Origin of the sequence: Aidingimonas halophila, assembly GCF_900106955.1 — a bacterium.
GTDB lineage: Bacteria > Pseudomonadota > Gammaproteobacteria > Pseudomonadales > Halomonadaceae > Aidingimonas > Aidingimonas halophila.
Map to the genome: position 1 here is coordinate 135,270 of NZ_FNNI01000008.1, position 23,343 is coordinate 158,612.

General features: G+C 58.9%; 22 protein-coding genes. 9 read left to right on the forward strand and 13 right to left on the reverse strand.

Translation table 11 applies throughout. The features are described from left to right. Positions 1–171: 171 nt before the first annotated feature. From cynS to BLW01_RS15950, 4 genes are all read right to left on the reverse strand, one after another. Positions 172–615 carry a cyanase gene (gene cynS, locus BLW01_RS15935; protein ID WP_092571500.1) on the reverse strand — a complete coding sequence of 148 codons (444 nt, stop codon included), beginning with the start codon at positions 613–615 and terminating at the stop codon, positions 172–174. A gap of 111 nt (positions 616–726) precedes the next feature. Further along, positions 727–1,524, reverse strand: a complete 798-nt coding sequence (locus tag BLW01_RS15940; protein ID WP_092571502.1) for a triose-phosphate isomerase family protein — start codon at positions 1,522–1,524, stop codon at positions 727–729. Positions 1,525–1,539: 15 nt separating this feature from the next. After that, entirely contained in the window at positions 1,540–3,267 is a 1,728-nt protein-coding gene (locus tag BLW01_RS15945) for a glycerol-3-phosphate dehydrogenase/oxidase (protein WP_175529871.1), read from the reverse strand. A gap of 58 nt (positions 3,268–3,325) precedes the next feature. Beyond that, complete coding sequence (locus tag BLW01_RS15950; RefSeq protein WP_092571506.1) at positions 3,326–4,828, reverse strand: FGGY-family carbohydrate kinase; 1,503 nt, start codon at positions 4,826–4,828, stop codon at positions 3,326–3,328. Positions 4,829–5,155: 327 nt separating this feature from the next. On the opposite strand from BLW01_RS15950, the gene BLW01_RS15955 reads away from it, so the two are divergent. Beyond that, positions 5,156–5,977, forward strand: coding sequence for a DeoR/GlpR family DNA-binding transcription regulator (locus BLW01_RS15955; protein WP_175529872.1), 822 nt, complete (start codon positions 5,156–5,158; stop codon positions 5,975–5,977). 51 nt (positions 5,978–6,028) lie between these two features. On the opposite strand, the gene fba is transcribed toward BLW01_RS15955, so the two are convergent. The 5 genes from fba to BLW01_RS15980 all read right to left on the reverse strand — a co-directional run bounded on the left by fba (position 6,029) and on the right by BLW01_RS15980 (position 10,537). Beyond that, on the reverse strand, positions 6,029–7,093 hold the full coding sequence (fba, locus tag BLW01_RS15960) for a class II fructose-bisphosphate aldolase (protein ID WP_092571510.1): 1,065 nt from the start codon (positions 7,091–7,093) through the stop codon (positions 6,029–6,031). Positions 7,094–7,172: 79 nt separating this feature from the next. Next, the gene (locus BLW01_RS15965) at positions 7,173–8,336 is read right to left on the reverse strand and encodes a phosphoglycerate kinase (protein WP_092571512.1); all 1,164 of its coding nucleotides are present in this window, start codon (positions 8,334–8,336) and stop codon (positions 7,173–7,175) included. After that, positions 8,333–9,406: a type I glyceraldehyde-3-phosphate dehydrogenase gene (locus tag BLW01_RS15970; protein ID WP_092571514.1), complete on the reverse strand. Its 1,074-nt coding sequence runs from the start codon at positions 9,404–9,406 to the stop codon at positions 8,333–8,335. The genes BLW01_RS15965 and BLW01_RS15970 overlap by 4 nt, the downstream gene beginning before the upstream one ends. A gap of 56 nt (positions 9,407–9,462) precedes the next feature. Next, positions 9,463–10,185, reverse strand: a complete 723-nt coding sequence (locus tag BLW01_RS15975) for an LrgB family protein (protein WP_092571515.1) — start codon at positions 10,183–10,185, stop codon at positions 9,463–9,465. Continuing rightward, a complete protein-coding gene (locus tag BLW01_RS15980) occupies positions 10,178–10,537 on the reverse strand; it encodes a CidA/LrgA family protein (RefSeq protein WP_092571517.1) in 360 nt (119 codons plus the stop codon). Before BLW01_RS15980 ends, BLW01_RS15975 begins: the two co-directional genes overlap by 8 nt. A 140-nt stretch (positions 10,538–10,677) precedes the next feature. On the opposite strand from BLW01_RS15980, the gene BLW01_RS15985 reads away from it, so the two are divergent. From BLW01_RS15985 to BLW01_RS15995, 3 genes are all read left to right on the forward strand, one after another. Then, positions 10,678–11,136 (forward strand): Hsp20/alpha crystallin family protein, encoded by a 459-nt coding sequence (locus BLW01_RS15985; protein ID WP_092571519.1) that lies wholly within the window; start codon positions 10,678–10,680, stop codon positions 11,134–11,136. Positions 11,137–11,189: 53 nt separating this feature from the next. After that, complete coding sequence (locus BLW01_RS15990; RefSeq protein ID WP_092571521.1) at positions 11,190–11,582, forward strand: Hsp20/alpha crystallin family protein; 393 nt, start codon at positions 11,190–11,192, stop codon at positions 11,580–11,582. A 139-nt stretch (positions 11,583–11,721) separates the two neighbouring features. Next, complete coding sequence (locus tag BLW01_RS15995) at positions 11,722–12,774, forward strand: class I fructose-bisphosphate aldolase (protein WP_092571523.1); 1,053 nt, start codon at positions 11,722–11,724, stop codon at positions 12,772–12,774. 92 nt (positions 12,775–12,866) lie between these two features. On the opposite strand, the gene tkt is transcribed toward BLW01_RS15995, so the two are convergent. The 4 genes from tkt to BLW01_RS16015 form a co-directional block, all read right to left on the reverse strand. Then, positions 12,867–14,858 carry a transketolase gene (tkt, locus tag BLW01_RS16000; protein WP_092571589.1) on the reverse strand — a complete coding sequence of 664 codons (1,992 nt, stop codon included), beginning with the start codon at positions 14,856–14,858 and terminating at the stop codon, positions 12,867–12,869. Positions 14,859–14,872: 14 nt separating this feature from the next. Further along, positions 14,873–15,823 carry a transaldolase gene (gene tal / locus BLW01_RS16005; RefSeq protein ID WP_092571525.1) on the reverse strand — a complete coding sequence of 317 codons (951 nt, stop codon included), beginning with the start codon at positions 15,821–15,823 and terminating at the stop codon, positions 14,873–14,875. Positions 15,824–15,929: 106 nt separating this feature from the next. Continuing rightward, entirely contained in the window at positions 15,930–16,583 is a 654-nt protein-coding gene (gene dhaL / locus BLW01_RS16010) for a dihydroxyacetone kinase subunit DhaL (RefSeq protein ID WP_092571527.1), read from the reverse strand. 38 nt (positions 16,584–16,621) lie between these two features. Continuing rightward, positions 16,622–17,611 carry a dihydroxyacetone kinase subunit DhaK gene (locus BLW01_RS16015; RefSeq protein WP_092571529.1) on the reverse strand — a complete coding sequence of 330 codons (990 nt, stop codon included), beginning with the start codon at positions 17,609–17,611 and terminating at the stop codon, positions 16,622–16,624. 421 nt (positions 17,612–18,032) lie between these two features. Between BLW01_RS16015 and rpiB the strand changes: the two genes are divergently transcribed. The 5 genes from rpiB (at position 18,033) to BLW01_RS16040 (ending at position 23,332) form a co-directional block, all read left to right on the forward strand. Continuing rightward, entirely contained in the window at positions 18,033–18,527 is a 495-nt protein-coding gene (gene rpiB / locus BLW01_RS16020) for a ribose 5-phosphate isomerase B (RefSeq protein ID WP_092571531.1), read from the forward strand. Positions 18,528–18,601: 74 nt separating this feature from the next. Continuing rightward, positions 18,602–19,582 (forward strand): sugar-binding transcriptional regulator, encoded by a 981-nt coding sequence (locus BLW01_RS16025; protein WP_092571532.1) that lies wholly within the window; start codon positions 18,602–18,604, stop codon positions 19,580–19,582. A 284-nt stretch (positions 19,583–19,866) separates the two neighbouring features. Continuing rightward, positions 19,867–20,973, forward strand: a complete 1,107-nt coding sequence (locus BLW01_RS16030) for an MDR/zinc-dependent alcohol dehydrogenase-like family protein (protein WP_092571535.1) — start codon at positions 19,867–19,869, stop codon at positions 20,971–20,973. Positions 20,974–21,186: 213 nt separating this feature from the next. Next, positions 21,187–21,756 (forward strand): DUF2291 family protein, encoded by a 570-nt coding sequence (locus BLW01_RS16035; protein ID WP_229806542.1) that lies wholly within the window; start codon positions 21,187–21,189, stop codon positions 21,754–21,756. 19 nt (positions 21,757–21,775) lie between these two features. Next, positions 21,776–23,332 (forward strand): sugar ABC transporter ATP-binding protein, encoded by a 1,557-nt coding sequence (locus tag BLW01_RS16040; RefSeq protein ID WP_092571539.1) that lies wholly within the window; start codon positions 21,776–21,778, stop codon positions 23,330–23,332. Positions 23,333–23,343: the final 11 nt, after the last annotated feature.

Sequence of the window (23,343 nt, forward strand, 5' to 3'; positions counted from 1 at the left end):
CCAGACACGGTGAAATAGCGTGAAAGAGCCATGGCTGGCCGTTTCAGCCATGGCCTGCAGGAGTGCAACGCCACGTTGCAGAGGGGGTAAATTACCCATGGCGGTGCAATAGGCCATCAGTAAGCCCTAATGTGGGGCGATGTTCTGACACGGTGCCCGCCAGGGAATCATTTACCAGCGTTTGTAGGGCAGGAACTTGCCGCTCATCGTGAGTTGCACACGATCCCCATCAGGGTCCTCGATCCGATCGATATCCATGGTGAAGTCTATGGCGCTCATGATGCCGTCGCCGAACTTTTCCTGGATGAGTTGCTTGATCGTTTCACCGTAGACCAGGTTGATTTCCTTGAGGCGGTAGATCAACGGGTCGTTCATCAGTGCCTCGCCTTGAAGCGCTTTGGTCGGGATCTCCGTCAATGCGGTCGCGACCTCAGCGTTGAGGCCCAGCACGCTTGTCAGTTTCTCGGCCTGATCCTGTGTCATGCTGTGTTCGCCGAGACAGGTCGCGCACACGAATACCGGCGCACAGCCGACCCGTTCGGCGATGTGTTCCCAGGAAAGCCCCTTGGAGGCCTTCGCTTCCAGTATGGCGTCTCGCATGTCGTTCTTGGTCATCGGGATGCTCCTCAAACGAGTCAGTGTCGGTAGCCCGAATGGGTCTACTCGCTTCTGGAGAATGCAAGAGAAGTGCCAGCGGTGGTGTCGGAATTGAGATGGCGCCTCGGATTACCGGGTTCGGGGCAGACGTTCGTGGATTGCGAGCACTTCATCGAGGATGGTCGTCAGTGCTGATGGTTCATGAACGAACCGCCCCAGGAACAATCCGTCACTATGGGCGTGTATCGAGGTGAGTAAACCGGGACCTGCGCTGCCCCCGTAGATGACACTGACGCCGCTCAGGTCGACAACATGTTGGCGAAGTCGGTGACACACGCCGGCGATGTGATGATGAGGCGCAGGCTGAGAAGAGCCGATGGCCCAGTGAGGTTCATAGGCCAGGATCATGGCAGACTCGGATAATGGCGTGGGTGACTTGCTGACAGCTGACTCGAATTGCTCGATACACGCTCGGGAGGCCGATTCGACATCGCCGGCCTCCGATTCACCAATGCATAACACGGGAGTTAATCCGCTCCTGATCGCATTGGCTGTCTTGACAGCGATGCTGTCCTCGGTCTCCCCGAAATGGCGGCGGCGTTCGGCATGACCGATTTCCACGTAGGCACATCCCAGCTCAGCCAGCATGGGGGCGCCGACCTCGCCGGTAAAGGCGCCATGCTCATGGATACTGAGGTCTTGAGCCCCGATGGCAACATGGGTCGACGCAAAAATATCGTGCGCGACAGGTAGTGTCGGATAGCTGGGCATGACAAACAGCTCCGCCATTCGATGGTGGATGGCGTCATGCCTGACTGCGATGTCCGCGATCTGACGGCACCATGACAGTGTGTGCTGATAACCAAAATACATTTTCAGGCTGACTCCCAGCCTGAATCGGGGGCAAGAGGTCGTATCAAAAGGCATGTGCCAGCTCCCGGGCTAGGAAACCGATTGGGTCGTTTGGCGATAGGTGGCAGGCGGCCGTCTGGAGATGCCGTGATGCTGGGCGGCGAGTGCCAGCGTCCTTTCACCGACGTCATTGCGATATTCCTCGGACCAGCCCAGGTGTCGTGCCATCACATCGGCTACCTCGTGAATGACCTCGGCTGTCAGACGGCCTGACAAGGCAATCGGAAGGCGACGGAAGAGGATATCCGCCAGCGTACCGACACACTCCTGCTCGCAGAGGTGGATCAGTTCCTGTTCGGTGTAATCCGGCAAGCTCTGCAAGGCACGATCCGGATGTCGGTGGCACCATGAAGCGACCGACTCGGCCTGGGTACCGTAACGCTGCAATAGCGTCCTGGCACGGTCCAGGGCAATGTCATTGGCGTCGGCTAATCGCTTGCACCAGCCATACTGGCTGTCTACTGAGGGAAATTGTCGGCCGCCGCCGATCGGGCGATCTCTTGTTGTGCATGTGCGTTGACGATGCTGCAGTGTCAGTACCCGATTGCCCACTTCCTCCGAAAAACCACGGAAGGTCGTCCATTTCCCGCCGATGAGGGACAGTACCGTCGGTCCCCCATCCAGATCATCTTCTTGTATGGAGTGGTCACGGCTGACCTCACCAGGGTTATCGGCATCACTGGCGGGTAGGGGGCGTACACCACTATAGCGATACCTGACCTGCGACCGCTCGATTGTCAGGGTGGGAAACAATTCCTGAACCGCGTTGAGCATGTACTCGAGCTCGTCTTCATCACAAGAGGCCGTATCCGGGTCGTCGCAGGGAAGGTCGGTGGAGCCTATCAGGACATTTCCCAGGAAGGGGTATGCCAGACAGATGCGGCCATCTTCGGTACCGAAATACACCATGCCGCCATCGAGCTGTCGGGCAAGGTCCGGATGTTCGAGGATCAGGTGTGACCCCTTGGTACCACCGATATAGTGGGTGGGATGGCCGAGTGCGTGGTTGATGCGATCGATCCAGGCTCCGCCGGCGTTGATCACGATATCCGCCTCCAGGTGGTGCCTGTCACCCGACAGAGTATCGCGAAGCGTAATGGTATTGGCCTGGCGACTTTCCAGCGCCATGTAATTGAGCGCTACAGCCTGGTCACTTTCCCGCAGGGCATCCGCGATCAACTCATAGTTGAGCCGTTCGGGTTGCGTGACAGTCGCGTCATAGTAGGTCGCGGTGGCGATGATGTCGGGTCGAATATCCGGGAACCGCGCCCGGGTCTTGCGCTTCAACGCCATGTGGTGGCGAGGCATGCTGCGATGATGGCGACCGAAGAAATCGTACAATGCCATGCCGAGTTCGGTAATGAGGAGGCCGCGATCGTGTAGTTTGGCAGGCCTGCCCAAAAAACGTTTTACCGAGGGAAGGATACCGCCGAACCAACTGCGGATCGGCACGGCCGTTCTCAATGGTTTGACGTAGTGTGGCGCGTTGCGAAGCAGCAGGTTTCGCTCCAGAGCCGATTCGGCAACCAGACGAAATTCCCCGGTTTCCAGGTATTTCAATCCGCCATGGATCAGTCTCGAGGGCGCGGCGCTGGCACCGGCACAGAAATCATTGCGATCGATCAACGTGACGTCGATGTCCTGTAGGGCCAGTTCCCGAAATAGGCCGGCGCCATTGATGCCGGCACCGACAATGAGTACAGAGCAGTGCTTGCGGCTTTTGAGTGCGTCAACCCAGCGTTGTCGGGAGGGAGTCATTGGAACGTCTCCTGGTCGGGGCATGCGGCTACATGCGTAAGCAGAAAAGCGTGGGGTGTTACGCCGGGGTGTCCAGCATGTCCCATAACGGTGCCATCTGCGTGACTAACTGTTGATAACGGGCAAACGCGGCATCCCTGGTTTGCCGGATAGTCGGTAACGGCCGATAGGTGGTGACGGGGTGGCAGCTCTGGGTGGCGTCCTGAAGAGATCCATAAACGCCGATCCCCACACCGGCACAGAGTGCGGCACCCAGCGCAGCCGCTTCCTGGGTGCCGGTGATCGTTACCGGGCGATTCAATGTGTCCGCAAAGAGTTGTGCCATGCGTGGCGTATGGGCTCCTCCGCCTGTGACACGACACTCGTTGATGGCAAAACGTGTTGCCAGAGCATCGACGTGAACCCGGTGGTTGAAGACCACGCCTTCGAGAATGGCCCTGACGAGGTGTGCACGTGTATGCCAGCCCTGGATGCCGAAGAAGGCGGCACTGGCTGGCTCCTCGTAAGGTGAGCCGAACAGGAAGGGGTGGTAGACGATTCGCGAGTCATCCTCGAAAGCGGCGTCCAGGTCGCTCTCGAGATACTGCAGGATCTGGGGCGAGGTCTTCGATTCAAGCGTACAACACTGTTGCAGGAACCAGTCGACATTGCTCGATGAGGCGGGTGAGATAGCCATGCTCAACCATTGCCCGGGTTCCAGGCCATTACGTGTAGCCCAGCGCTGATCGGGACGGGGCTGGTCGGAAAAGACCTCGTTGATGCTGAAGGTGCCTGATGTGATGGTCAGGTCGCCATTGTCGATATGCCCCAGGCCTACGGCACTGGCGGTAACATCGTGGAGCCCGGCGACTACCGGTGTTCCCGCTTTGAGGCCGGTCGCCGCGGCGGCTTTCCGGGTGACTCGCCCGGCGATATCGGTCGGGAGTCGCATCGTCGGTAACGCATGGTCGAGCGATTCCAGACCAAAGAGGCGCAGTGCCTCCCGGCTATAGCGTTGAGTCGATACATTGGTGAACCCGGTGCTGGATTCGGTGAAATCGGCAGCCAACTCTCCGGTCAGGCAGAACCTCAGCCAGTCCTTGCATGCCAGGATTGAACCGATACGAGAGAAACGCTCCGGCTGGTTTCGCTGTATCCAACCCAACAGTGCCGTCGGTGCATAAGGAAAGGGGAACTGGCCGGTAAGTGACAGGGCATCCTGCTCCAGCCCCTGGGACTTCCAGGTGGCGACGAGGTCTCGTGCGCGACTGTCGAGCGACATGATGGCAGGGCCCAGGGGACGGGTGTCCGTATCCAGCAAGTAAAGGCCGTCTCCATGAGCGGTGATCCCGATCGCGGCAATCTGCGTATTGGATATGTCGGCATTCGACAGCGCATGGCGGATGGCTTCCGCAACGGCTGACCATGTTTCCTCCATGTCGCGCTCGACCCGGTGAGGCTGAGGGTGTCGTGGAGAAACCTGGGCACGCCCGATGGCCCGGGTATTACCTTCCATATCGAAGATTGCTGCCTTGGTGACGGTCGAGCCACTGTCGATGCCAAGTAGGTAGGTCGGTGTCATTGTCGTTGTACCTGACTGTGATCCTGTAACGTGATATCGCGCGATAAATCACATTTTGGAAGAGCAAAATAACACTATTGTGCTATATGTGATGTTAGACTTTGGCGGCAATAGCCTATCTTTCCTTGTTTTACTTATTGATAATGAAGCAACATTTTAGAAACTCGACAGCCGGAGCATGAAGTGTGAAAGTCGTTTTTTGTGTTATTTTAGCGGTTTTCGTGTGATGTGTTTCCCGGTTACTGGAAGCCGACGCAGGCAGGCTGAAGTGGTTCGTCCATCGACTCATGGTGTGGGACCATGGCGCTGACCAAGGGAGATGTCGTTATGCACAACGATGGAGGGGAGTCATCGAACACGCATGTGGGTGTGCAGGGGGCTCGGCAAGGGGTGAAGCAGCGCCGCAGGGCCATGCTCGATTTCATCATTCAAGCTGGTACGGCACAGGTTGATGAGCTGGCCAGTGCGTTCGGTGTGAGCCGGATGACGGTACACCGGGATCTCGATACCCTGGTCAAGCAGGGACTGGTTCATAAGCAATACGGTGGTGTCACGACACGCTCGACCAATGTCGTGGAAAGTAATTTCCAGTTTCGATTGCGTATCGCGGACAGGGAAAAGAACGAGTTGGCCAGGGCGGCCGCCGAGTTCGTCCAGCCCGGCGAGGCCATCATGCTGGATGATTCGACGACGGCAACGTATGTGGCGCGCCATTTGATCGCCATCAATCCTCTGACGGTCATCAGTAATGGTTTTGGGGTCATTGAGACGTTGAAGGATACCCAGGGAATTCAGGTCATTGGCCTGGGGGGGGATTATCGGCCCCGCTTCAATGCGTTTCTGGGGTTGCTGTGTGAACAGTCCATTGGCCATCTGCGGGCCAATACGGTGCTGATGTCAGTATCGGCCATTCATGGCACGACGGCCTACCTTCAGGATCAGGAGGTCGTGAAGGTCAAGCGGGCGCTGATGGAGGCAGCGGACCGACGCATTCTACTCGTCAATAGCCAGAAATTCGGGTCCAGTGCGTTGAATCGATTAGCGGATCTCAGTGAGTTCGACATGATCCTGACTGACGATCAGGTGGACCGTGACATCATTGACGCGTTGCAGGCCGAAGGCATGGACGTGAGGGTGGTCGCAACGTGAGGGCGGCACGGAGGCCACGGGGCACGCTCACCCCGTGGCCGCATCGAGCGATCAGTTGACTCGCGGATCCAGTTCACCGCTGTCGTAGCGCTGATACATGTTTTCCAGGTTGATCGGCTTGATCTTGCTGGCATTGCCGGCCGTGCCGAATGCTTCATAACGCGCAATGCACAATTCGCGCATGGCCGTCATGGTTTCCTTGAGGAACTTGCGGGGATCGAATTCCGCCGGATTGTTGGCCAGGAAGCGGCGGGTCGCGCCGGTGGAGGCCAGGCGCAAGTCAGTATCGACATTCACCTTGCGCACGCCATGCCTGATGCCTTCGACAATCTCGTCGACCGGTACGCCATAGGTCTCGGGAATGGCGCCACCGTATTCGTTGATGATGTCCAGCCACTCTTGGGGCACCGAAGACGACCCGTGCATCACCAGGTGGGTGTTGGGGATGCGTTCGTGAATCTCCTTGATTCGCTGGATGGAGAGGATATCGCCGGTCGGTGGGCGCGTGAATTTATACGCGCCGTGGCTGGTACCGATGGCAATGGCCAGCGCATCGACATGCGTAGCTTTGACGAACTCGGCGGCTTCTTCGGGATCGGTCAGCAACTGGTCGTGGGACAGCTTGCCATCAGCGCCGACGCCATCCTCTTCTCCGGCCTCGCCGGTTTCCAGACTACCCAGGCAACCAAGCTCGCCCTCGACGGACACGCCACAGGCGTGGGCCATTTCGACAGCGCGCCGGGTGACATCGACATTGTACTCGTAACTGGCCGGTGTCTTGCCGTCTTCCCGCAGGGAGCCATCCATCATGACCGAGGAGAACCCGAGTTGGATGGAGCGCTGGCATACCGCTGGGCTGGTCCCGTGGTCCTGGTGCATGACGACCGGGATGTGGGGGAATTCCTCCACGGCCGCCAGAATCAGGTGGCGCAGGAAAGGCGCGCCGGCATATTTGCGTGCACCGGCCGATGCTTGCACGATCACCGGAGAATCGGTGGCATCGGCGGCTTCCATGATGGCACGCATCTGTTCGAGATTGTTGACGTTGAATGCTGGTACGCCGTATCCCTGTTCGGCGGCGTGGTCCAGCAACTGGCGCATGCTGATCAGTGCCATTGGTTCACTTACCCATTTGCGTGAAACGGCGCGACCCTTGGGCCGCGCCGGGATTGAAAGTCATGACGGTGTCGTCGGTTTATTGGGCGGCGGCCTCCAGTGCCGCCACGGCAGGTAGCGTCTTGCCCTCCACGTACTCCAGGAACGCTCCGCCGCCGGTAGAAATATAGGAGACCTGATCGGCAACTCCGTATTTATCGATCGCCGCCAGCGTGTCTCCACCACCGGCGATGGAAAATCCGCTGCTGTCAGCGATCGCTTGGGACAGGGCCTCGGTGCCTTGACCGAACTGATCGATTTCGAAGACACCGACCGGCCCGTTCCACAGGATAGTGCCGGCATCCTTGAGCAAGCCGCCGAAGCGTTCGGCGGTCAGCGGACCAATATCGAGGATCATCTCATCGTCCGCGACCTTGTCGACGGGTTTGACGACGGCGGTGGCGGTCTCGGAGAACTCGGTGGCCACCACGACGTCGTCAGGCAACGGAATTTCGACCTTCTCCATCAGAGCCAAGGCCTGGTCGACCAGGTCGGCTTCGTACAAGGATTTGCCGACATTGTAACCAGCCGCCGCAATGAAGGTGTTGGCGATGCCACCGCCCACAATCAGTTGGTCACACTTCTCGGACAAGGCGTTGAGCACTTCGAGCTTGGTGGAGACCTTGGATCCACCGACGATGGCGATCATGGGTCGGGCCGGAGTGGCCAGTGCCTTTTCCAGGGCTTCCAGTTCCGCGGCCAGCAGGGGGCCGGCACAAGCGATCGGGGCAAAGCGGGCGACGCCATGAGTAGATGCCTGGGCGCGATGAGCGGTACCGAAGGCATCCATGACATAGATGTCACACAGCGCGGCATACTGCCTGGCCAGTGTCTCGTCATCCTTCTTTTCGCCCCTGTTGTAGCGGACGTTTTCGAGCAGGACGACTTCGCCCGCCGCAACCGCGACCGGCGTGTCGAGATAGTCACGCTCGAGGCGGACCGGTTGCCCCAGCAGTTCGCCAAGGTGCCGGGCGACCGGCGCCAATGTGAACTCGTCTGCCGGCTCGCCTTCTGTCGGTCGCCCGAGATGGCTCATGAGTATGACCTTGGCGCCGGCCTCGACCGCTGCGTTGATTGTCGGCAAGCAGGCCCGCAAGCGGGCGTCACTGGTTACGCTTCCATTCTTGACGGGAACGTTGAGGTCCTCGCGGATCAGGACTCGCTGACCGGCGAGGGGAATATCGGTCATCTTGCGTACATTCATCGGGCACGTCCTCGCGTTGGCAAACCGGAGTGAGAGATGGCTTCGGGGGCCAGCCGAGCGAGTCGTCGCGTCACATCGATCATGCGATTGGCAAAGCCCCACTCATTGTCGAACCAGCAGAGCATCTTGATCAGGCGCTGACCGGCGACCCGCGTTTGAGTGGCATCCACGATACCGGAGCGTGGATCATGGTTGAAGTCGACCGAGGCGGTCGGTTCCTCGGTGTAGCCAATCAATCCGGCCAGTCGCTCGCGGCAGGCGGTGGCCAGCAAGTGATTGACTTCGTCAGCCGTCGTGTCGTGTTTGACGCAGATCGCCATATCCATGGCCGAGACATTGATCGTCGGAACTCGAACGTGCAAGCACTGGAAGCGGTCGCTGAGTTGTGGCATCAGGCGATTGATCCCCCGAGCCAGCCCGGTATCGACCGGGACGATAGACTGCATGGCCGAACGTGTCAGACGCAGGTCGGTCTGGTGATAGGCATCGATGACGGGCTGATCATTCATGGCCGAGTGAATGGTGGTGGTGACGCCGTGTTCGATGCCCAGAGCCTCGTCGAGTACCGTTAGAATCGGTACCAGACAGTTGGTTGTGCAGGATGCTGCCGAGACGATGCGGTGGGAGGCCTCAAGTTCGTGATCGTTGATACCGCACACGATGGTGGCGTCGACATCGCTTTCGGCAGGCTGCGAGAAGAGCAGCCGCCGGGCCCCGGCTGCCAGATGGCGTTCGGCGGTGGACCGGTCCTTGAAACTGCCGGAGCACTCCAGAACCAGGTCCACGTCGAGTTCCTCCCAGGGGAGATCCGCCGGGTCGGGGCGATTGATCACGCGAATCGGCTGGTCGTTGATGATCAGGTGACCGTCTTCGGCTGACACGTGGCCGGGAAAGCGCCCGTGCGTCGTATCGTAGCGTGTCAGGTAGGCAATCGTGTCCAGGTCGGAAAGCTCGTTGATTGCCACGACTTCGAGCGAGGGAGACGTGTCACCGTCTTGCCGCTCGTGCAAGGCGCGCAGGATGCTTTGACCGATGCGGCCATAACCGTTGATGGCGATGCGATAGGCCATGGGTGCCCAACTGAATTCAGAAATTCGGGAGGCGGAGATTCTACCGCATTTACCGGCTATAAGCCCAGCAATTGCCATGCCAGAGGTAACAGGAGAGCTGTCAGGATTCCCGTCAGGCTCATGCCCAGGGAGGCGAAGGCACCGGCGGTAGAGCCGAGTTCAAAGGCGCGTACCGTGCCAATGGCATGCCCATTGACGCCCAGTACGAAGCCGATGATACGTGGGTCCTTGATACCCAGCCATGCCGCCAGGGGGCCGACGGTGAGCGTCGTCATGACACCCGTGATCAACAGTCCGCCCATCATCAGCGCAACCGACCCGCCCAACTGCTCCGTAATACCGATGGCGATCGGCGCAGTGACGGACTTGGGGGCAAGAGATGCCATGACATCAGGGCGAGCGCCTAGTATCCAGGCGAGGGCGACGGAATAGAGCGATGCGAGCATGGCGGCGGGCGGCAGGCTCAGCAGAATGGGTTTCCACAGTGCCTGAATGTGATGACGTTGTTGGTAGAGTGGTATGCCCAGTGCCACGGTTGCCGGGCCCAGCAGCAACATCAGCCAGGCAGCCCCCTGGCGATACTCGTCATAGCTGATGCCGAGTAATGCCAGAGAAGTCGCGACGAGCAGGGCGGCGACCAATACCGCTGGGCACCATCCTGGACGACCCAGGCGCTCGAAAATCCTCATGCCTGCAAGATAAGCTGCCAACGTCACCGTGATTGCCAGCAATGGTGAGGCGAGCAAATGGTCGCGCAGGTCGATGACAGTCTCAGTCATCCTGATCTCCATTGCGTGGCATGAAGCGACACATGAGCCAGAACGTCGTCAGGACACTGAGCAGCGTACCTGCGATCAGTGCCACGCCGACAGCCAGCCACTGGCCGGCGAAGTCATCGACGATGAAGAAGACGCCGACCACGCCCGGCATGATCAGCATGGCCAGCATCTGGATCAGGGGTTGGCTGGCGGCAGCGATATCCGGGTTGAGGCAACCGCGCTGCAGCAGCCAGGCCGTCATCAGTAGCATGCCGGCGACACCGCCCGAGACCGGGATCTGGCCCAGCACGACCACGCTTTCACCGAGAAGCAGGAAACCCAGTAGCCAGAGGAAACCGCGCAATACCGGCATGATGATTTCGTCCCCTTGAAATATTCGTCGATGTCCCCATTTTGCAGAATACGGAAAACCTGTCAGTATCGACAGCGTATCCGGGGTGGGCCGCTCGGCCCGGTGACTCCGATACAACCTAGCGTGAGGAGGTGTTCGATATGTTCGGAGATCTCAAGCGTTTTGATACCCATCAGTACCAGCCTGACTGGTTCCAGCAACTGTTCGATAGTCTGTTTCCCGATACCGGCGCTGCCGATATCCGTTCTGTTCCGCGAGGCAGTTTTCCCTTGATCAATGTCGGGCGGACCGATGACGCCGTGCATGTCTATGTCTTCGGCGCCGGCCTGACGGCTGGCGATCTGGAAATCAGCATTCAGGACAATGTCTTGACCCTGCAGGGTAAGCGCGGCACTCAGGATGAGGATGACGCCGGGGAGAAGGCGCGTTCACACTATCGGCGTGAAAGGGCCAGTGGCGAGTTCTCACGAACCATCGCCTTGCCTGAAGGGCTGGATCCCGATCGTGCCGAGGCGCAATTCAGTAACGGCGTGTTCCGCATTCATCTGCCCAAGCGTGCTGAGCTCAAGCCGCGTCGGGTCGAGATTCAGGCAGCCTGACTCTCATGGAGCAAGATGATGAGCCCTCTGTTGAGATGAGGAGGTGATTGACCATGAACGATGTCGTCAAGCATGACAGCTCTCGTCGCGATGTATCCACCGAGAGTCGTCAGACAGTCACGCTGTGGCCGGCAGTGGATATCTATGAAGAGGACAATGCACTGTATGTGGTCGCCGATATGCCGGGCGTTCCCCACGACGGACTGCAACTCGAAGTCGATAACAACGTCCTGAGCATTGAAGGCGAGATCAGTCTCGACATGCCTGAAGGGATGTCGGCGATCTATGCCGAGTTGCGTGGACAGCGCTTTGCACGTCGCTTCACGTTGAGTCATGAAATCGATAGTGAGGCGATTGAAGCGCGACTCGAGAATGGGGTGCTCAACGTTCGACTACCCAAGAAGGAAACCCATCGCCGCCGACGTATCGAGATTCAGGCGGCGTGATACCCGCCCTGAGCCGCGGTACTCTCCGGGTTCGTTCCGGGGAGTACCGTTTTTTGCGCGTATTGGCTATTGCCTGCAAAGCAGCATGCTCTAGGATGAAAGGTTCACCCTAGAGGCGTTTGCAACAGAGGACATGACGATGACGGATATTGCCGCGCTGCTGGGCGGAGAGGCGGATAGCCTGCTCGGTCACACCTGCCGGGGAATTCCCAAGGAGCAGATTCATATTCCGGGGGCCGACTTCGTGGACCGGGTCATGGTCGATAGCGATCGCAGCCCACAAGTGCTGCGTAACATGCAGGTCCTGTTCGACCATGGCCGGCTTGGTGGAACGGGGTATCTGGGTATCCTGCCGGTGGATCAGGGCGTTGAACATTCGGCGGGCGCCTCGTTTGCGCCCAATCCGCAGTATTTCGATCCCGCCAATATCGTTGAGCTGGCCATCGAGGGTGGCTGTAATGCCGTCGCTTCGACGCTGGGCGTCCTGGGCTCGGTCGCTCGTCGCTATGCCCACAAGATCCCGATGTTGCTCAAGCTCAACCACAACGAGAGTCTGACGCTGCCGTCGATGTACGATCAGACGCTGTTCGCTCAGGTCGAACAGGCGCATGAGATGGGGTGTGTCGCCGTCGGGGCAACCATCTATTTCGGCTCGCCCGAGAGTCGACGCCAGATCACCGAGATCAGTGAAGCGTTCGAGCGCGCGCATCAACTCGGTATGGTGACGGTCTTGTGGGCTTATTTGCGCAACCCTCAGTTCAAGCACGAAGGGACCGACTATCATGTCGCCGCTGACCTGACCGGCCAGGCCATCCATCTGGCCGCAACGATCAAGGCCGATATCGTCAAGCAGAAGCAGGCCGAGACCAACAACGGCTATCGTGCCATCGGTTTCGGCCATACCCATGACAAGGTCTATAGTGAATTGACGTCGGAGCACCCCATCGACTTGACACGCTATCAGGTCGCGAGCTGCTACATGGGGCGTGCCGGTATGATCAATTCAGGGGGAGCGTCCTCGGGGGCCAACGATCTGGCGCAGGCCGTGCGCACGGCAGTGATCAACAAGCGCGCCGGCGGCATGGGACTGATTTCCGGACGCAAGGCGTTCCAGAAGCCCATGGCAGAAGGCATCGAACTGCTGCATGCCATTCAGGATGTCTATCTCGACCCGCAGGTCACGATTGCCTGAATGCGTTCCTTCGCCACGACTGTCGGCGGGATGTCGATGGTTCACGGCCCCAGCTAATGGCTGGGGCCGTTTTTTTCGGCTGGGTGCGGCGCTCAGCTCAGTAACGCTTTGGCGCGTTCGACGACATTGTCGACGCGGAAGCCGAAGTGGGCGAACAGGTCCCCGGCCTTGCCGGATTCGCCGAAGGTGTCCATGGCGATGATGTCACCCTCGGGACCGACATAGCGATACCAGGGCATGGGGTGGGCGGCCTCGATGGCCAGGCGCCGGGTCACTGACGGTGGCAGCACACTGTTGCGGTAGTCGGCGTCCTGGGCGTCGAAGACATCGGTGGCCGGCATCGAGACCACGCGCACGGCGCGACCGGCGCTTGCCAGTTCCGCAGCGGCATCCATGGCCAGGCCCACCTCGGAGCCGGTGGCGATCAGGATCAATTCGGGGGTCCCCTCGCTGTCCTGAAGGATGTAGCCGCCGCGCAGGATGTTGGCCAGCTGCTGCTTGTCCCGCGACTGATGCGGCAGGCCCTGTCGCGACAGCACCAGGGCGGTCGGCCCGGCCTGGCGCTTGAGCGCGGCATGCCAGGCGGCGGCGGTCTCGACGTCATCCGCCGGCCGCCAGGTCGACAGGTTGGGGGTCGAACGCAAGGTCGCCAGCTGCTCGATCGGCTGGTGGGTCGGGCCATCCTCGCCGAGCCCGATGGAATCATGGGTGAACACATAGATGGCCTGCTGGCCCATCAGCGCCGCCATGCGCACCGAGTTGCGCATGTACTCCATGAAGATCAGGAAGGTCGCGGCGTAGGGAATGAACCCGCCGTGCAGGGCGATGCCGTTGGTGATGGCCCCCATGCCGAATTCGCGCACCCCGTAGTGCAGGTAGTTGCCCGAAGCGTCCTCGCGGGAGATCGCCCTGGCCCCGTCCCAGACGGTCAGGTTCGACGGAGCCAGGTCGGCACTGCCGCCGAACAGTTCCGGCAACTGCGGGCCCAGGGTGTTGAGGCAGGCCAATGAGGCCTTGCGCGAGGCGGTATCGCCGCCGTCGGCCTGGGTCGCCTCGATCAGCGCTTCGCTGCCCAGGTCCACCGGCAACTCGCCATCCAGCCGACGTTGCAGCTCTCTGGCCTGCTCGGGATAGGCCTCGGCATAGCGGGCGAAACGGGCCTGCCAGTCGGCTTCACGCTGCTCGCCGCGGGCCGTGGCATCCCAGCCCTGATACAGCGCCTCCGGAACATGGAAGGGCGCATGCGGCCAGTCGAGCCGCTCGCGGGCCGCCGCCACCTCCTCGTCACCCAACGCCGCCCCGTGGCAGGCCTCGGTGCCCTGCTTGTTGGGCGCGCCGAAGCCGATCACGGTCCGGCAGACGATCAGCGACGGCCGATCGTCATGCTGACGGGCCAGCTCGATCGCCGCCTTGACCTCGTCCGGATCGTGGCCGTCCACTGCCGGCACCACATGCCAGCCATAGGCCTCGAAGCGCCTGGCGGTATCGTCGGTGAACCAGGCCTCGACCTCGCCATCGATGGAAATGCCGTTGTCATCGTAGAAGGTGATCAGTTTCCCCAGCCCCAGGGTGCCGGCCAGCGAGCTCACCTCATGGGAAATGCCCTCCATCAGGCAGCCGTCGCCGACGAAACAGTAGGTGTAATGGTCGATGATGGCATGCCCGGGCTGGTTGAACTGGGCCGCCAGGGTCTTCTCGGCGATGGCCATGCCGACGGCATTGGCCAGTCCCTGGCCGAGCGGCCCGGTAGTGGTCTCCACGCCCGGCGTGTAGCCGAACTCCGGATGGCCCGGTGTCCTGGAGTGCAGCTGGCGAAAGTGCTGCAGGTCCTCGAGGCTGACGCCATAGCCGGTCAGGTGGAGCAGGGAATAGAGCAGCATCGAGCCATGGCCGTTGGAGAGCACGAAGCGATCGCGGTTGGGCCAGTCGGGGTTGGCGGGGTTGTGCTGGAGGTAATCGTTCCACAGCACTTCGGCGATGTCGGCCATGCCCATGGGGGCACCGGGGTGGCCGGAGTTGGCCTTCTGGACGGCATCCATGGACAGGGCCCGAATGGCGTTGGCCAGTTGAAAACGTGACGGCATCTCGAAACCTCCGATCAATGTCGAGCATCGAGGCGCTCGGCAATGCGCGCCTCCAGCGTTTGTTGATCCTCATCGAAGCGACGGATGCCTTCGGCCAGCTTGTCGTTGGCCATGGCATCACCATTGTGTCCCCAACGGAATTCGGCTTCGGCCAGGGGTGCTGGTCGGCCACCTCCGCTCTTGTCCATGCTGATATGCGGCGTGACGTCGCCTTCCATGCCGTCGAGCTCCTCGAGCAGTGCCGGGGAGATGGTTAACCGAGGACAGCCTGCCAGTGCCAGGACTTGGCCGGTCGTGCGGAAGCTGGCACCCATCACGACAGTGGAAAACCCACCCTGGTTGACACGTTGGCAGACACCGCGAACGAACTGCACACCGGGGTCGACCTCTGCACTGAACTCCTGCCCCGTCGCGTTCTTGTACCAGTCGGTGACTCGGCCGACGAACGGGGAAACAAGAAAGACACCGGCATCGAAACAGGCCTGGGCTTGAGCGTCGCTGAACAGCAGCGTCAGGTTGCAGTTGATGCCCTCGCGTTCCAGCACCTCGGCGGCGCGAATGCCCTCCCAGGTGGATGCCAGTTTGATCAGCACTCTATCGCGTCCGATGCCGTGATAGTCGTAGAGCTCGATCAGCTCATGGGCCTTGGCGATGCTGGCCTGCTTGTCGAACGAGAGTCGGGCGGCCACTTCGGTCGAGACGCGTCCGGGGACACGATGGGCAATCTCCGTTCCCATCGCCACGGCCAATCGGTCCACGGCTCGTTCGCTGTCTCCTCCTTCGGCGGCGACGGCAGCCAGGGTCTCGTCGATCAATGATTGGTAACCGGGCAGGTCAAACGCTTTGAGCAGAAGTGAAGGATTGGTGGTGGCATCCTGGGGGCGGTAGCGCTCAATGGCGTCCAGGTCGCCGGTGTCGGCAACGACGAGAGAGTGCTGCCTGAGTGCATCGAGTCGTGATGTCATGGGAAATCCGCTTAACAATGAATTATCAGTGCCCATGGAGGTGTTAGCTCACCTCCCGGGCTTGGTAGATATGCAATGGACAAGGTCGGCCGGTCAGCAGGCCACGTCAGGCGGCGGCTTTATCGAGGTGACGTTCCGTGCTGTCGGCGAGGCGTACCAGCAATAGCTGGCAGGAGACGGCGCCGGCATCCAGGTGTCCCTTGGAGCGCTCTCCGAGACGGGATGCACGTCCGATCTTCGCCTCGAGCTCTCGAGTCGATTCACAACCGCGTTTGGCGCCATCGCGTAGCGATTGCAACGCGCTGGCGAACCCTTGGCCATTGTCGACGGCATGCCGATAGTCATTGACTGCAGGGACCAGGGTGTCCAGTAGACACTTATCGCCGACGTTGGCATCGCTGATACTCTGAAGGGACGTCAGCCCGGCAGAGAGCATATCGCCGAATGCGCCGGCATCGAGCTCGTCGCGGTCCTTGGCGGCATTTCCCATACCGAGAAACAGGCTGCCGTAAAGAGGCCCCATGGAGCCGCCGATCGAGCCCATCAATGTGTTGGCCAATGTGGTGAGGGCTTTGGAGAGGCTCAAGGATTGGCCCTGGATGGATTCGTTGAAGAGCCTGAAGCCTTTGGCCATGTTGATGCCGTGATCGCCATCGCCAATCGAACCATCGACTTCGCTCAGGTAGTCGCGGTTGTCGAGGATGACCTCGACCAGCTCGCTGAGGATCTCGGAACCGTAGGATGTGTCCAGGAACTGCATTGTTTTGACTCCTGCATGTTGATCGACGATTGCCGTCGTTAGCGTGTGAGCGCCAGTGACTGGGCCGGTGCATCGACGAGGGGCTTGAGTTCCTCATCCAGCTTCATCACAGTCAGCGTGGCTCCCATCATTTCCAGCGATGTGAAGTAGTTGCCGATATCAGCGCGATGAACCGTGATACCTTCGGTCTCGAGGCGGTCAGCGACATGGGAGTACAGCAGGTTGAGCTCCATGACTGGTGTGGCCCCCAGTCCTGAGATCAGCACCGCAACATCACTGCCGGTAAAGTCCTGATCCGCGAGGATGGGGTCGCACATGGCCTGGGCCATGGCTTCGGCGTTGGGCAGTGGGACCACTTCGATACCTGGCTCACCGTGATGACCAATGCCTAGCTCCATATGACCTGGCTCAATGGTGAAGTTGGGCTTACCATTGGCCGGAATGGTGCAACTGCTCAATCCCACACCGATACTCGAGCAGGCATCGACTGCCTTCTGTGCCAGGCGAATCACCTCATCAAGGTCGTCGTAGCGGGCAGCGGCAGCCCCTCCCACCTTCCACATCATGATTTCACCGGCCACGCCTCGGCGTTTTTCGCGTTGGTCTGCAGGCGCCGAGGCAACATCATCGCGGGCAATCACCGTCTTGACCTGGATGCCCTCCATCTCAGCCATCTGGCGAGCCATCTTCACATTCATGTTGTCGCCTGCGTAGTTGCCGTACAGACAGGCCACCCCTTGGCCTCGGTCGGCAGCACGAAATGCTTCAAGAAAAGCGTCAGCAGTGGGAGAAGAAAATATCTCGCCAATCGCGACGGCATCACACAATCCGTCGCCGACATATCCCAGAAAGGCAGGCTCATGTCCTGAGCCCCCGCCGGTCACGACACCGACTTTAGCCGGCGTTTCAATGGCATATTTGAGTACCCGGGGATGATCGGTTGCTGCATACAGATTGGGCGATGCTCGCAGGTAACCGCGAACTGCATCATCCACTACGTTATCGGGATCATTGATTATGCGTTGCATGGCGTATTCCTCACCGCTTATGGATTGTTGTCCTGTGTCCTCCGGCGTGCCGACCCATCGTTGGGTAATGGGGTGGTAACGCTGTCAGTGCTAGGGCAGAGGGTTGGTATGGGCTTGATCTATAAATGATCGAGTGTTGATCAGATGTTTAAGCGCCTGTCTCCATAATGTCAAGGGGAAGACAAGGTGTCGGGATGCGACTTTGGTCTCCCTGTCAGACTGTCTTGTTCACGATTTCTCATTAACTATCTGAATTAAATGATATTTATTGTTGTTTTCAGGATTATGTTCGTTAATGCAGCGCATGATGAAGTGAGTGGATGCATATTTTCTTGGTTTACAAATGATCGAATAGTGATATTTTGAACATCGACGCATCGTTGGCATAGGGTCAACGACAAACTATACAGGAGGCCTATCCATGTCGGATCCAACCAAGGCTGCCCAGAAAGTGCGTGTCGCCCTGGGAGGAGATGAGGCGGCATTCGCGCTGAAGGAACTGCTGATCGAGCACGTGCGCTCCCTGGGCTTCGAGGCGGTGGACTTTGGTACCTACAATGCCGAGCCTGTGCTCTATCCCGATGTGGCGGTTCGTGTCGCGAATGCCGTTGGTGCGGGTGAGGTTGAGCGTGGTGTATTGGTTTGCGGCACGGGCATCGGAGTGGCGATCTCTGCCAATAAGGTGCCGGGAATACGGGCGGCTCAGGCGCACGATACCTATTCGGCGGCCAAGGCCCGGTCAAGTAACGATGCCCAGATCGTGGCATTAGGGGCGCGTGTTGTCGGGCCTGAACTCGCGAAAAGTATCGTCACGGCATTCCTTGGGGCCGATTTTGGTGGCGGTGGTTCCACTGAGAAAGTGGCGCGTATCGCGGACTACGAGCGACAGTTCTTTCGCGATCCGCCGAGCGTCTGATCGGTGAGGGTTCGCCTGATCGCTGTGGTATCTTGTGCTGGTCGTCCAATAACTGACCGCATGAGGCTTATACCATGAGTGAGCGCGCTGAGAATGCCGATATCGCGCTGATGACAGAGATCGCCACGTTATATTACGTGGAAGGTGAAACCCAGGAAGTGATTGCCAATCGACTGGGCGTCTCTCGGGTCAAAGTAGGGCGTCTGCTCAAACGCGCTCATGCCGAAGGTATCGTCGATGTCCGTGTCCGGCAGCATCCGTCTGTCAGCGCGGAGATCGAACAGGAGCTGATACGTCGATTCGGTGTCAGGCGTGCATTGATCTCGCTCGATCATGCCGACCCGGATGTTCAGCGTTCCGGGGTGGCGAGCCTGGTTGCCGATCATTTGTCGCGATCGCTGCACGATGGATCGATTGTCGCTATCGGTATGGGGCGTAATGTCGGGGCGGTCGCGGACAATGTTTTTGAGCAAGGCGAGCGCAAGTGCTCGTTCGTTTGCGCGATAGGGGGGTCGCTACGTGCGGGAGAGTACATGAATCCCGACCATATCTGCAGACGCCTGGCCATGAAGTTTGGTGGAGATAGCGAAACCTTGTATGCCCCGGCTTTGGTGCAGAACCCTGAGTTGCGGGATTCCATGTATGAGAATCCCACCGTGCGGCAGACCCTCGACCGGGCTCGCCGTGCCGATGTCGCGCTGATTGGGGTGGGCGATCTCAGCGAAGACAGCAATATGGTGCGAATGGGGTGGTTTTCGCCTCAAGAGATTGCGGAAGCCCGCTTGTCCGGTACGGTGGGGGACATGATGGGATATGACTTCATCGACCTGCATGGAAGGCCTTCGGAAACGCCGATGCAGGGACGGGTCATCGGTTTGACAATCGGCGACCTGGCGCGAATTCCCGATGTCATCGCCATTGCCAGCGAGAATACCAAGGCTGCGGGTATCCTTGGGGCACTGCGTACCGGTGTCATTGACACGCTTGCGACAAGTGTCACTAATGCGCACACGATACTGCGGCTGGATGAGGCGACCCCGGCCATCGATGGCTGAGCGCATTGCCGTCTACCGAATGTCCATCAATAGCCTATGTGAACATATGTTCATATGCATGTTTTTATGAACATTGCTTTGCAAGCCCGTTATTTACTACGGCCGTCTTGGTAAAGTCGGCTTGTATGGGAATGTTTATATTTTTCAACAAGATAAAAAGTGCTCCTAAAGTATAAGTCAAAAATGGGGCCAAACTCATTGACCTGACTATACTGAAAAGCGTTAATTCATTTGAGCAATAACAGATCAAATGATAAGACGACGCCAGCTCAATGGAGGCTCTCATGAACGACACCCTCACTCAGTCATCCTCCCCGGACGCAACGATTCCCAAAACGATGAATGCCGTTGTCGCTTACGCTCCTGGCGACTACCGCTACGAGGAAGTGCCAGTGCCCGAGATCGATGAGCAGGAAATACTGATCAAGGTCGAGGGCTGCGGTATCTGTGCCGGTGATATCAAGTCCTATGATGGTGCGCCCAGTTTTTGGGGGGATGAGTTCCAACCGCCGTATATCAAGGCACCGATGATCCCGGGGCACGAGTTTATCGGTCGGGTCGTCAAGGTGGGGGCGCAAGTCACGGACTACCGGGTCGGCGAACGGGTGATCTCTGAACAGATCGTACCGTGCTGGAACTGCCGTTTTTGCGGACGCGGCCAGTACTGGATGTGCGAGAAGCACGACCTTTATGGCTTCCAGAACAATGTCAACGGCGGCATGGCCGAGTACATGAAGTTCACCAAGGAGGCGATCAATTACCACGTTCCAGAAGAGTTGCCTTTGGAAAAAGCGATTCTGATCGAACCGTATGCTTGTTCGCTGCATGCCGTGCAACGTGCGCAAATCGAACTGGGGGATGTCGTGGTGCTCTCGGGTGCTGGAACGTTAGGGCTGGGTATGGTCGGTGCGGCGAAGAAGGCCGGTGCCGAAAAACTGATCGTTCTGGACCTCTTTGATGATCGCCTGGCTCTGGCCGAGAAATTCGGCGCGGACATGACTCTGAATCCTGGCCGTGATGATGTGGTATCGATCATCAAGGACATGACCGGAGGATATGGCTGCGATGTCTATATCGAAGCGACCGGCCACCCGTCATCGGTGGAGCAAGGGTTGTCGATGATCCGTAAGCTTGGGCGATTCGTCGAATTCAGCGTATTCAAGGATCCTGTCGCGGTGGATTGGAGCATTATCTCGGATCGCAAGGAACTTGATGTGCTGGGGTCGCACTTGGGGCCGTATTGCTATCCCCTGGTCATTGAAGGAATCCGCAATGGCGATTTCCCGACCGAGGGTGTGGTGACACACCAGTTACCGCTTGAGCAATATGAAGAGGGATTCGAGTTGATGAAGAGTGGTTCCAAGTCACTGAAGATCGTCCTGATTCCTTGACGGACACACCCTGAGTGCCATCGGCCTGCGAGCAACATACCCATATGTGAATGAGTTAGCTTGCACAGGGCAGCTAATGGCTGACATGGCATATCCATTCACTCATCAACAATTGCGAAGAACAAGAGGTCGTTCGATATGAGTTCACACGCCGATATGAGGTCAGTGCAACGGCCTCCAAGACGATTCGGCATGGTTGCGACTGGTGTAACAGTGCTCATTCTTGTGGGCGTGATGGCATGGGATACCACGGTAGTACCGATCGATGCCGGCTCAGAGGTCCAGGGTGACCAGTTTCACGCCAACGAGGAATTTTCCCGGATTCAACGGGATGTCGAGGAGCGCGCTATAGCGGCGCCAGACTTGGCATCGGCCATTGCTGAAGATCAGGCGGCAGCGGGTGAAGAATATGGTGTACCTGGCGATGCTGGACCGGTGATGCCGGTGACCTTTACCGGGGTTGTGGGCGAGGGAAGCTCCGGTGCCTATGAGGTAGATGTGGATGGGCTGCCTGAGGATCTGACAGTCAGGTTGCAAACAGGCCCCGCGATCAATGGAACTGATCTGCGCGATGCCCCGGGAGATATCGAGTTCGGCCAGTTTACCAATCAAATTGAGTATCAGGATGCCGGGTCGGCACTCAACGAGGCCATGAAGGCGGAAGTGCTTGCGGATATCGACACCAGTGATCTGACAGGGAAAACCATTGAAGTCACGGGGGTTTTCCAGTTGATCAATCCCAACAACTGGCTCGTCACGCCTGTCGATATGAGCGTGCAGTGAACGGGAGTGGAGTGTTCCTATGATAAATGAGCATGAGGTGGAACGGACTTCCGGAGAACGGGTGACTGATGAAGCCATACTTTCGGCACGCCATATCGCCAAGTCCTTCGGTAACGTTCACGCCCTGAAAACCGTCGATTTTGATGTGCATCGTGGCAAGGTCACCACTCTGTTCGGGGAGAATGGAGCCGGCAAGTCGACCTTGATGAAAATTCTCTCCGGGGTGATACGGCCAACGTCCGGGAAGATTCTTCTCGATGGCCAGCCCGTGAGTTTTGATTCGACCACCGATGCACAGAGGTTGGGTATTTCGATCATTCATCAGGAACTGAGTCTCGCTCCCAACCTGAGCGTTCGTGACAATATCTTCATGGGGCGCGAACTGGGGAACGCAACAGGCATTGACTATGCCGAAGAGACGCGTCAGACCCGTTTGCTGATGGAAGAACTGGATGAACCGATTGATCCGTTGACCCCGGTGGAGGATTTGCGCCTGGGACAGCAACAGATCGTCGAGATTGCGCGCGCGCTCTCCGTCAATTCCCGCATTCTGATCATGGACGAGCCGACCTCGGCACTTAGTGCCACGGAGGTCGAGGTTCTGTTCAAGGTAATACGTGACTTGAAAAGTCGTGGCGTCTCGATCGTCTATATCTCCCATCACCTCGAAGAAGCGCTGCAGATCACCGATCATGCCGTCGTGCTGCGAGACGGCATCATGACGGCCTACGCCGAACGGAAAGACATCGACCTGGAATGGATCGTTCGCAACATGGTCGGGGACAATTTCGATCTGGGGTCACCGCCTTCCGGATACACGATGGGCGATGTCGCCCTGTCGCTAGACAGCATTACCGTGCCGGATGCCAGCGTACCCGGTCGTATGCTGGTCGATCAGGTGTCCTTGAATGTTCGTGCGGGGGAGGTCGTCTGTATCTATGGGTTGATGGGAGCGGGACGTACTGAACTGCTCGAAAGTGTGGCCGGACGTCTCGATGCGGCGGATGGCCGAGTCCTGCTCGAAGGTGAGGATATCTCACGCCTGAGCATCGCCGAGCGTATTGCCAAGGGTCTGGTGCTGGTGCCGGAAGATCGGCAGCGTGATGGTCTGGTTCAGACGATGTCGGTTGGCCAGAACCTGTCCCTTGCCAGCATCGGTGCCTTCACCAAGGGGCTTCTGACCTCAAGACGGCGTGAGCAAGCGGTTGTCGACGAGGCCATCAGCAATGTCCACATCAAGACCGATGGTGGGGAGGCGGCGATCAGCTCGTTGTCCGGGGGCAACCAGCAGAAAGTCGTGATTGGCAAGATGCTGGCCACGCATCCGAAGGCTGTCCTGCTCGATGAGCCCAGTCGCGGCATCGATGTCGGCGCCAAGGCCGAGGTCTTCAAGCTATTGAGTGAAGGCGCCTCCCGGGGGTTGTCCGTGGTTTTTTCGACGTCTGAAGTCGGTGAATGCTTGAGCATTGCCCACCGGATCGTGGTGATGAGTCGTGGCAGGATCGTGGCGGAATTCGGGCCCGACGTGATGAAAGAAGAGATTATGGCTGCCTCAGGCGAAGCCGTGGTCGCTTGATCCACTTGCAA

Excerpts from the sequence above, each read along its gene's own strand:
- BLW01_RS15980 (WP_092571517.1), bottom strand. The coding sequence starts at position 10,537 with ATGCCGGTATTGCGCGGTTTCCTCTGGCTACTGGGTTTCCTGCTTCTC.
- tal (WP_092571525.1), bottom strand. The coding sequence starts at position 15,823 with ATGACATCACGACTCGATGCACTCAGGCAGCACTCTCTCGTCGTTGCC.
- fba (WP_092571510.1), bottom strand. The coding sequence starts at position 7,093 with ATGGCACTGATCAGCATGCGCCAGTTGCTGGACCACGCCGCCGAACAG.
- BLW01_RS15965 (WP_092571512.1), bottom strand. The coding sequence starts at position 8,336 with ATGAATGTACGCAAGATGACCGATATTCCCCTCGCCGGTCAGCGAGTC.
- BLW01_RS16040 (WP_092571539.1), top strand. The coding sequence starts at position 21,776 with ATGATAAATGAGCATGAGGTGGAACGGACTTCCGGAGAACGGGTGACT.
- BLW01_RS16030 (WP_092571535.1), top strand. The coding sequence starts at position 19,867 with ATGAACGACACCCTCACTCAGTCATCCTCCCCGGACGCAACGATTCCC.
- BLW01_RS16025 (WP_092571532.1), top strand. The coding sequence starts at position 18,602 with ATGAGTGAGCGCGCTGAGAATGCCGATATCGCGCTGATGACAGAGATC.
- tkt (WP_092571589.1), bottom strand. The coding sequence starts at position 14,858 with ATGCCGTCACGTTTTCAACTGGCCAACGCCATTCGGGCCCTGTCCATG.
- BLW01_RS15995 (WP_092571523.1), top strand. The coding sequence starts at position 11,722 with ATGACGGATATTGCCGCGCTGCTGGGCGGAGAGGCGGATAGCCTGCTC.
- cynS (WP_092571500.1), bottom strand. The coding sequence starts at position 615 with ATGACCAAGAACGACATGCGAGACGCCATACTGGAAGCGAAGGCCTCC.
- BLW01_RS15975 (WP_092571515.1), bottom strand. The coding sequence starts at position 10,185 with ATGACTGAGACTGTCATCGACCTGCGCGACCATTTGCTCGCCTCACCA.
- BLW01_RS15950 (WP_092571506.1), bottom strand. The coding sequence starts at position 4,828 with ATGACACCGACCTACCTACTTGGCATCGACAGTGGCTCGACCGTCACC.
- BLW01_RS15945 (WP_175529871.1), bottom strand. The coding sequence starts at position 3,267 with ATGACTCCCTCCCGACAACGCTGGGTTGACGCACTCAAAAGCCGCAAG.
- BLW01_RS16015 (WP_092571529.1), bottom strand. The coding sequence starts at position 17,611 with ATGCAACGCATAATCAATGATCCCGATAACGTAGTGGATGATGCAGTT.
- BLW01_RS15990 (WP_092571521.1), top strand. The coding sequence starts at position 11,190 with ATGAACGATGTCGTCAAGCATGACAGCTCTCGTCGCGATGTATCCACC.
- BLW01_RS15940 (WP_092571502.1), bottom strand. The coding sequence starts at position 1,524 with ATGCCTTTTGATACGACCTCTTGCCCCCGATTCAGGCTGGGAGTCAGC.
- BLW01_RS15985 (WP_092571519.1), top strand. The coding sequence starts at position 10,678 with ATGTTCGGAGATCTCAAGCGTTTTGATACCCATCAGTACCAGCCTGAC.
- rpiB (WP_092571531.1), top strand. The coding sequence starts at position 18,033 with ATGTCGGATCCAACCAAGGCTGCCCAGAAAGTGCGTGTCGCCCTGGGA.
- BLW01_RS15970 (WP_092571514.1), bottom strand. The coding sequence starts at position 9,406 with ATGGCCTATCGCATCGCCATCAACGGTTATGGCCGCATCGGTCAAAGC.
- BLW01_RS15955 (WP_175529872.1), top strand. The coding sequence starts at position 5,156 with ATGCACAACGATGGAGGGGAGTCATCGAACACGCATGTGGGTGTGCAG.
- dhaL (WP_092571527.1), bottom strand. The coding sequence starts at position 16,583 with ATGCAGTTCCTGGACACATCCTACGGTTCCGAGATCCTCAGCGAGCTG.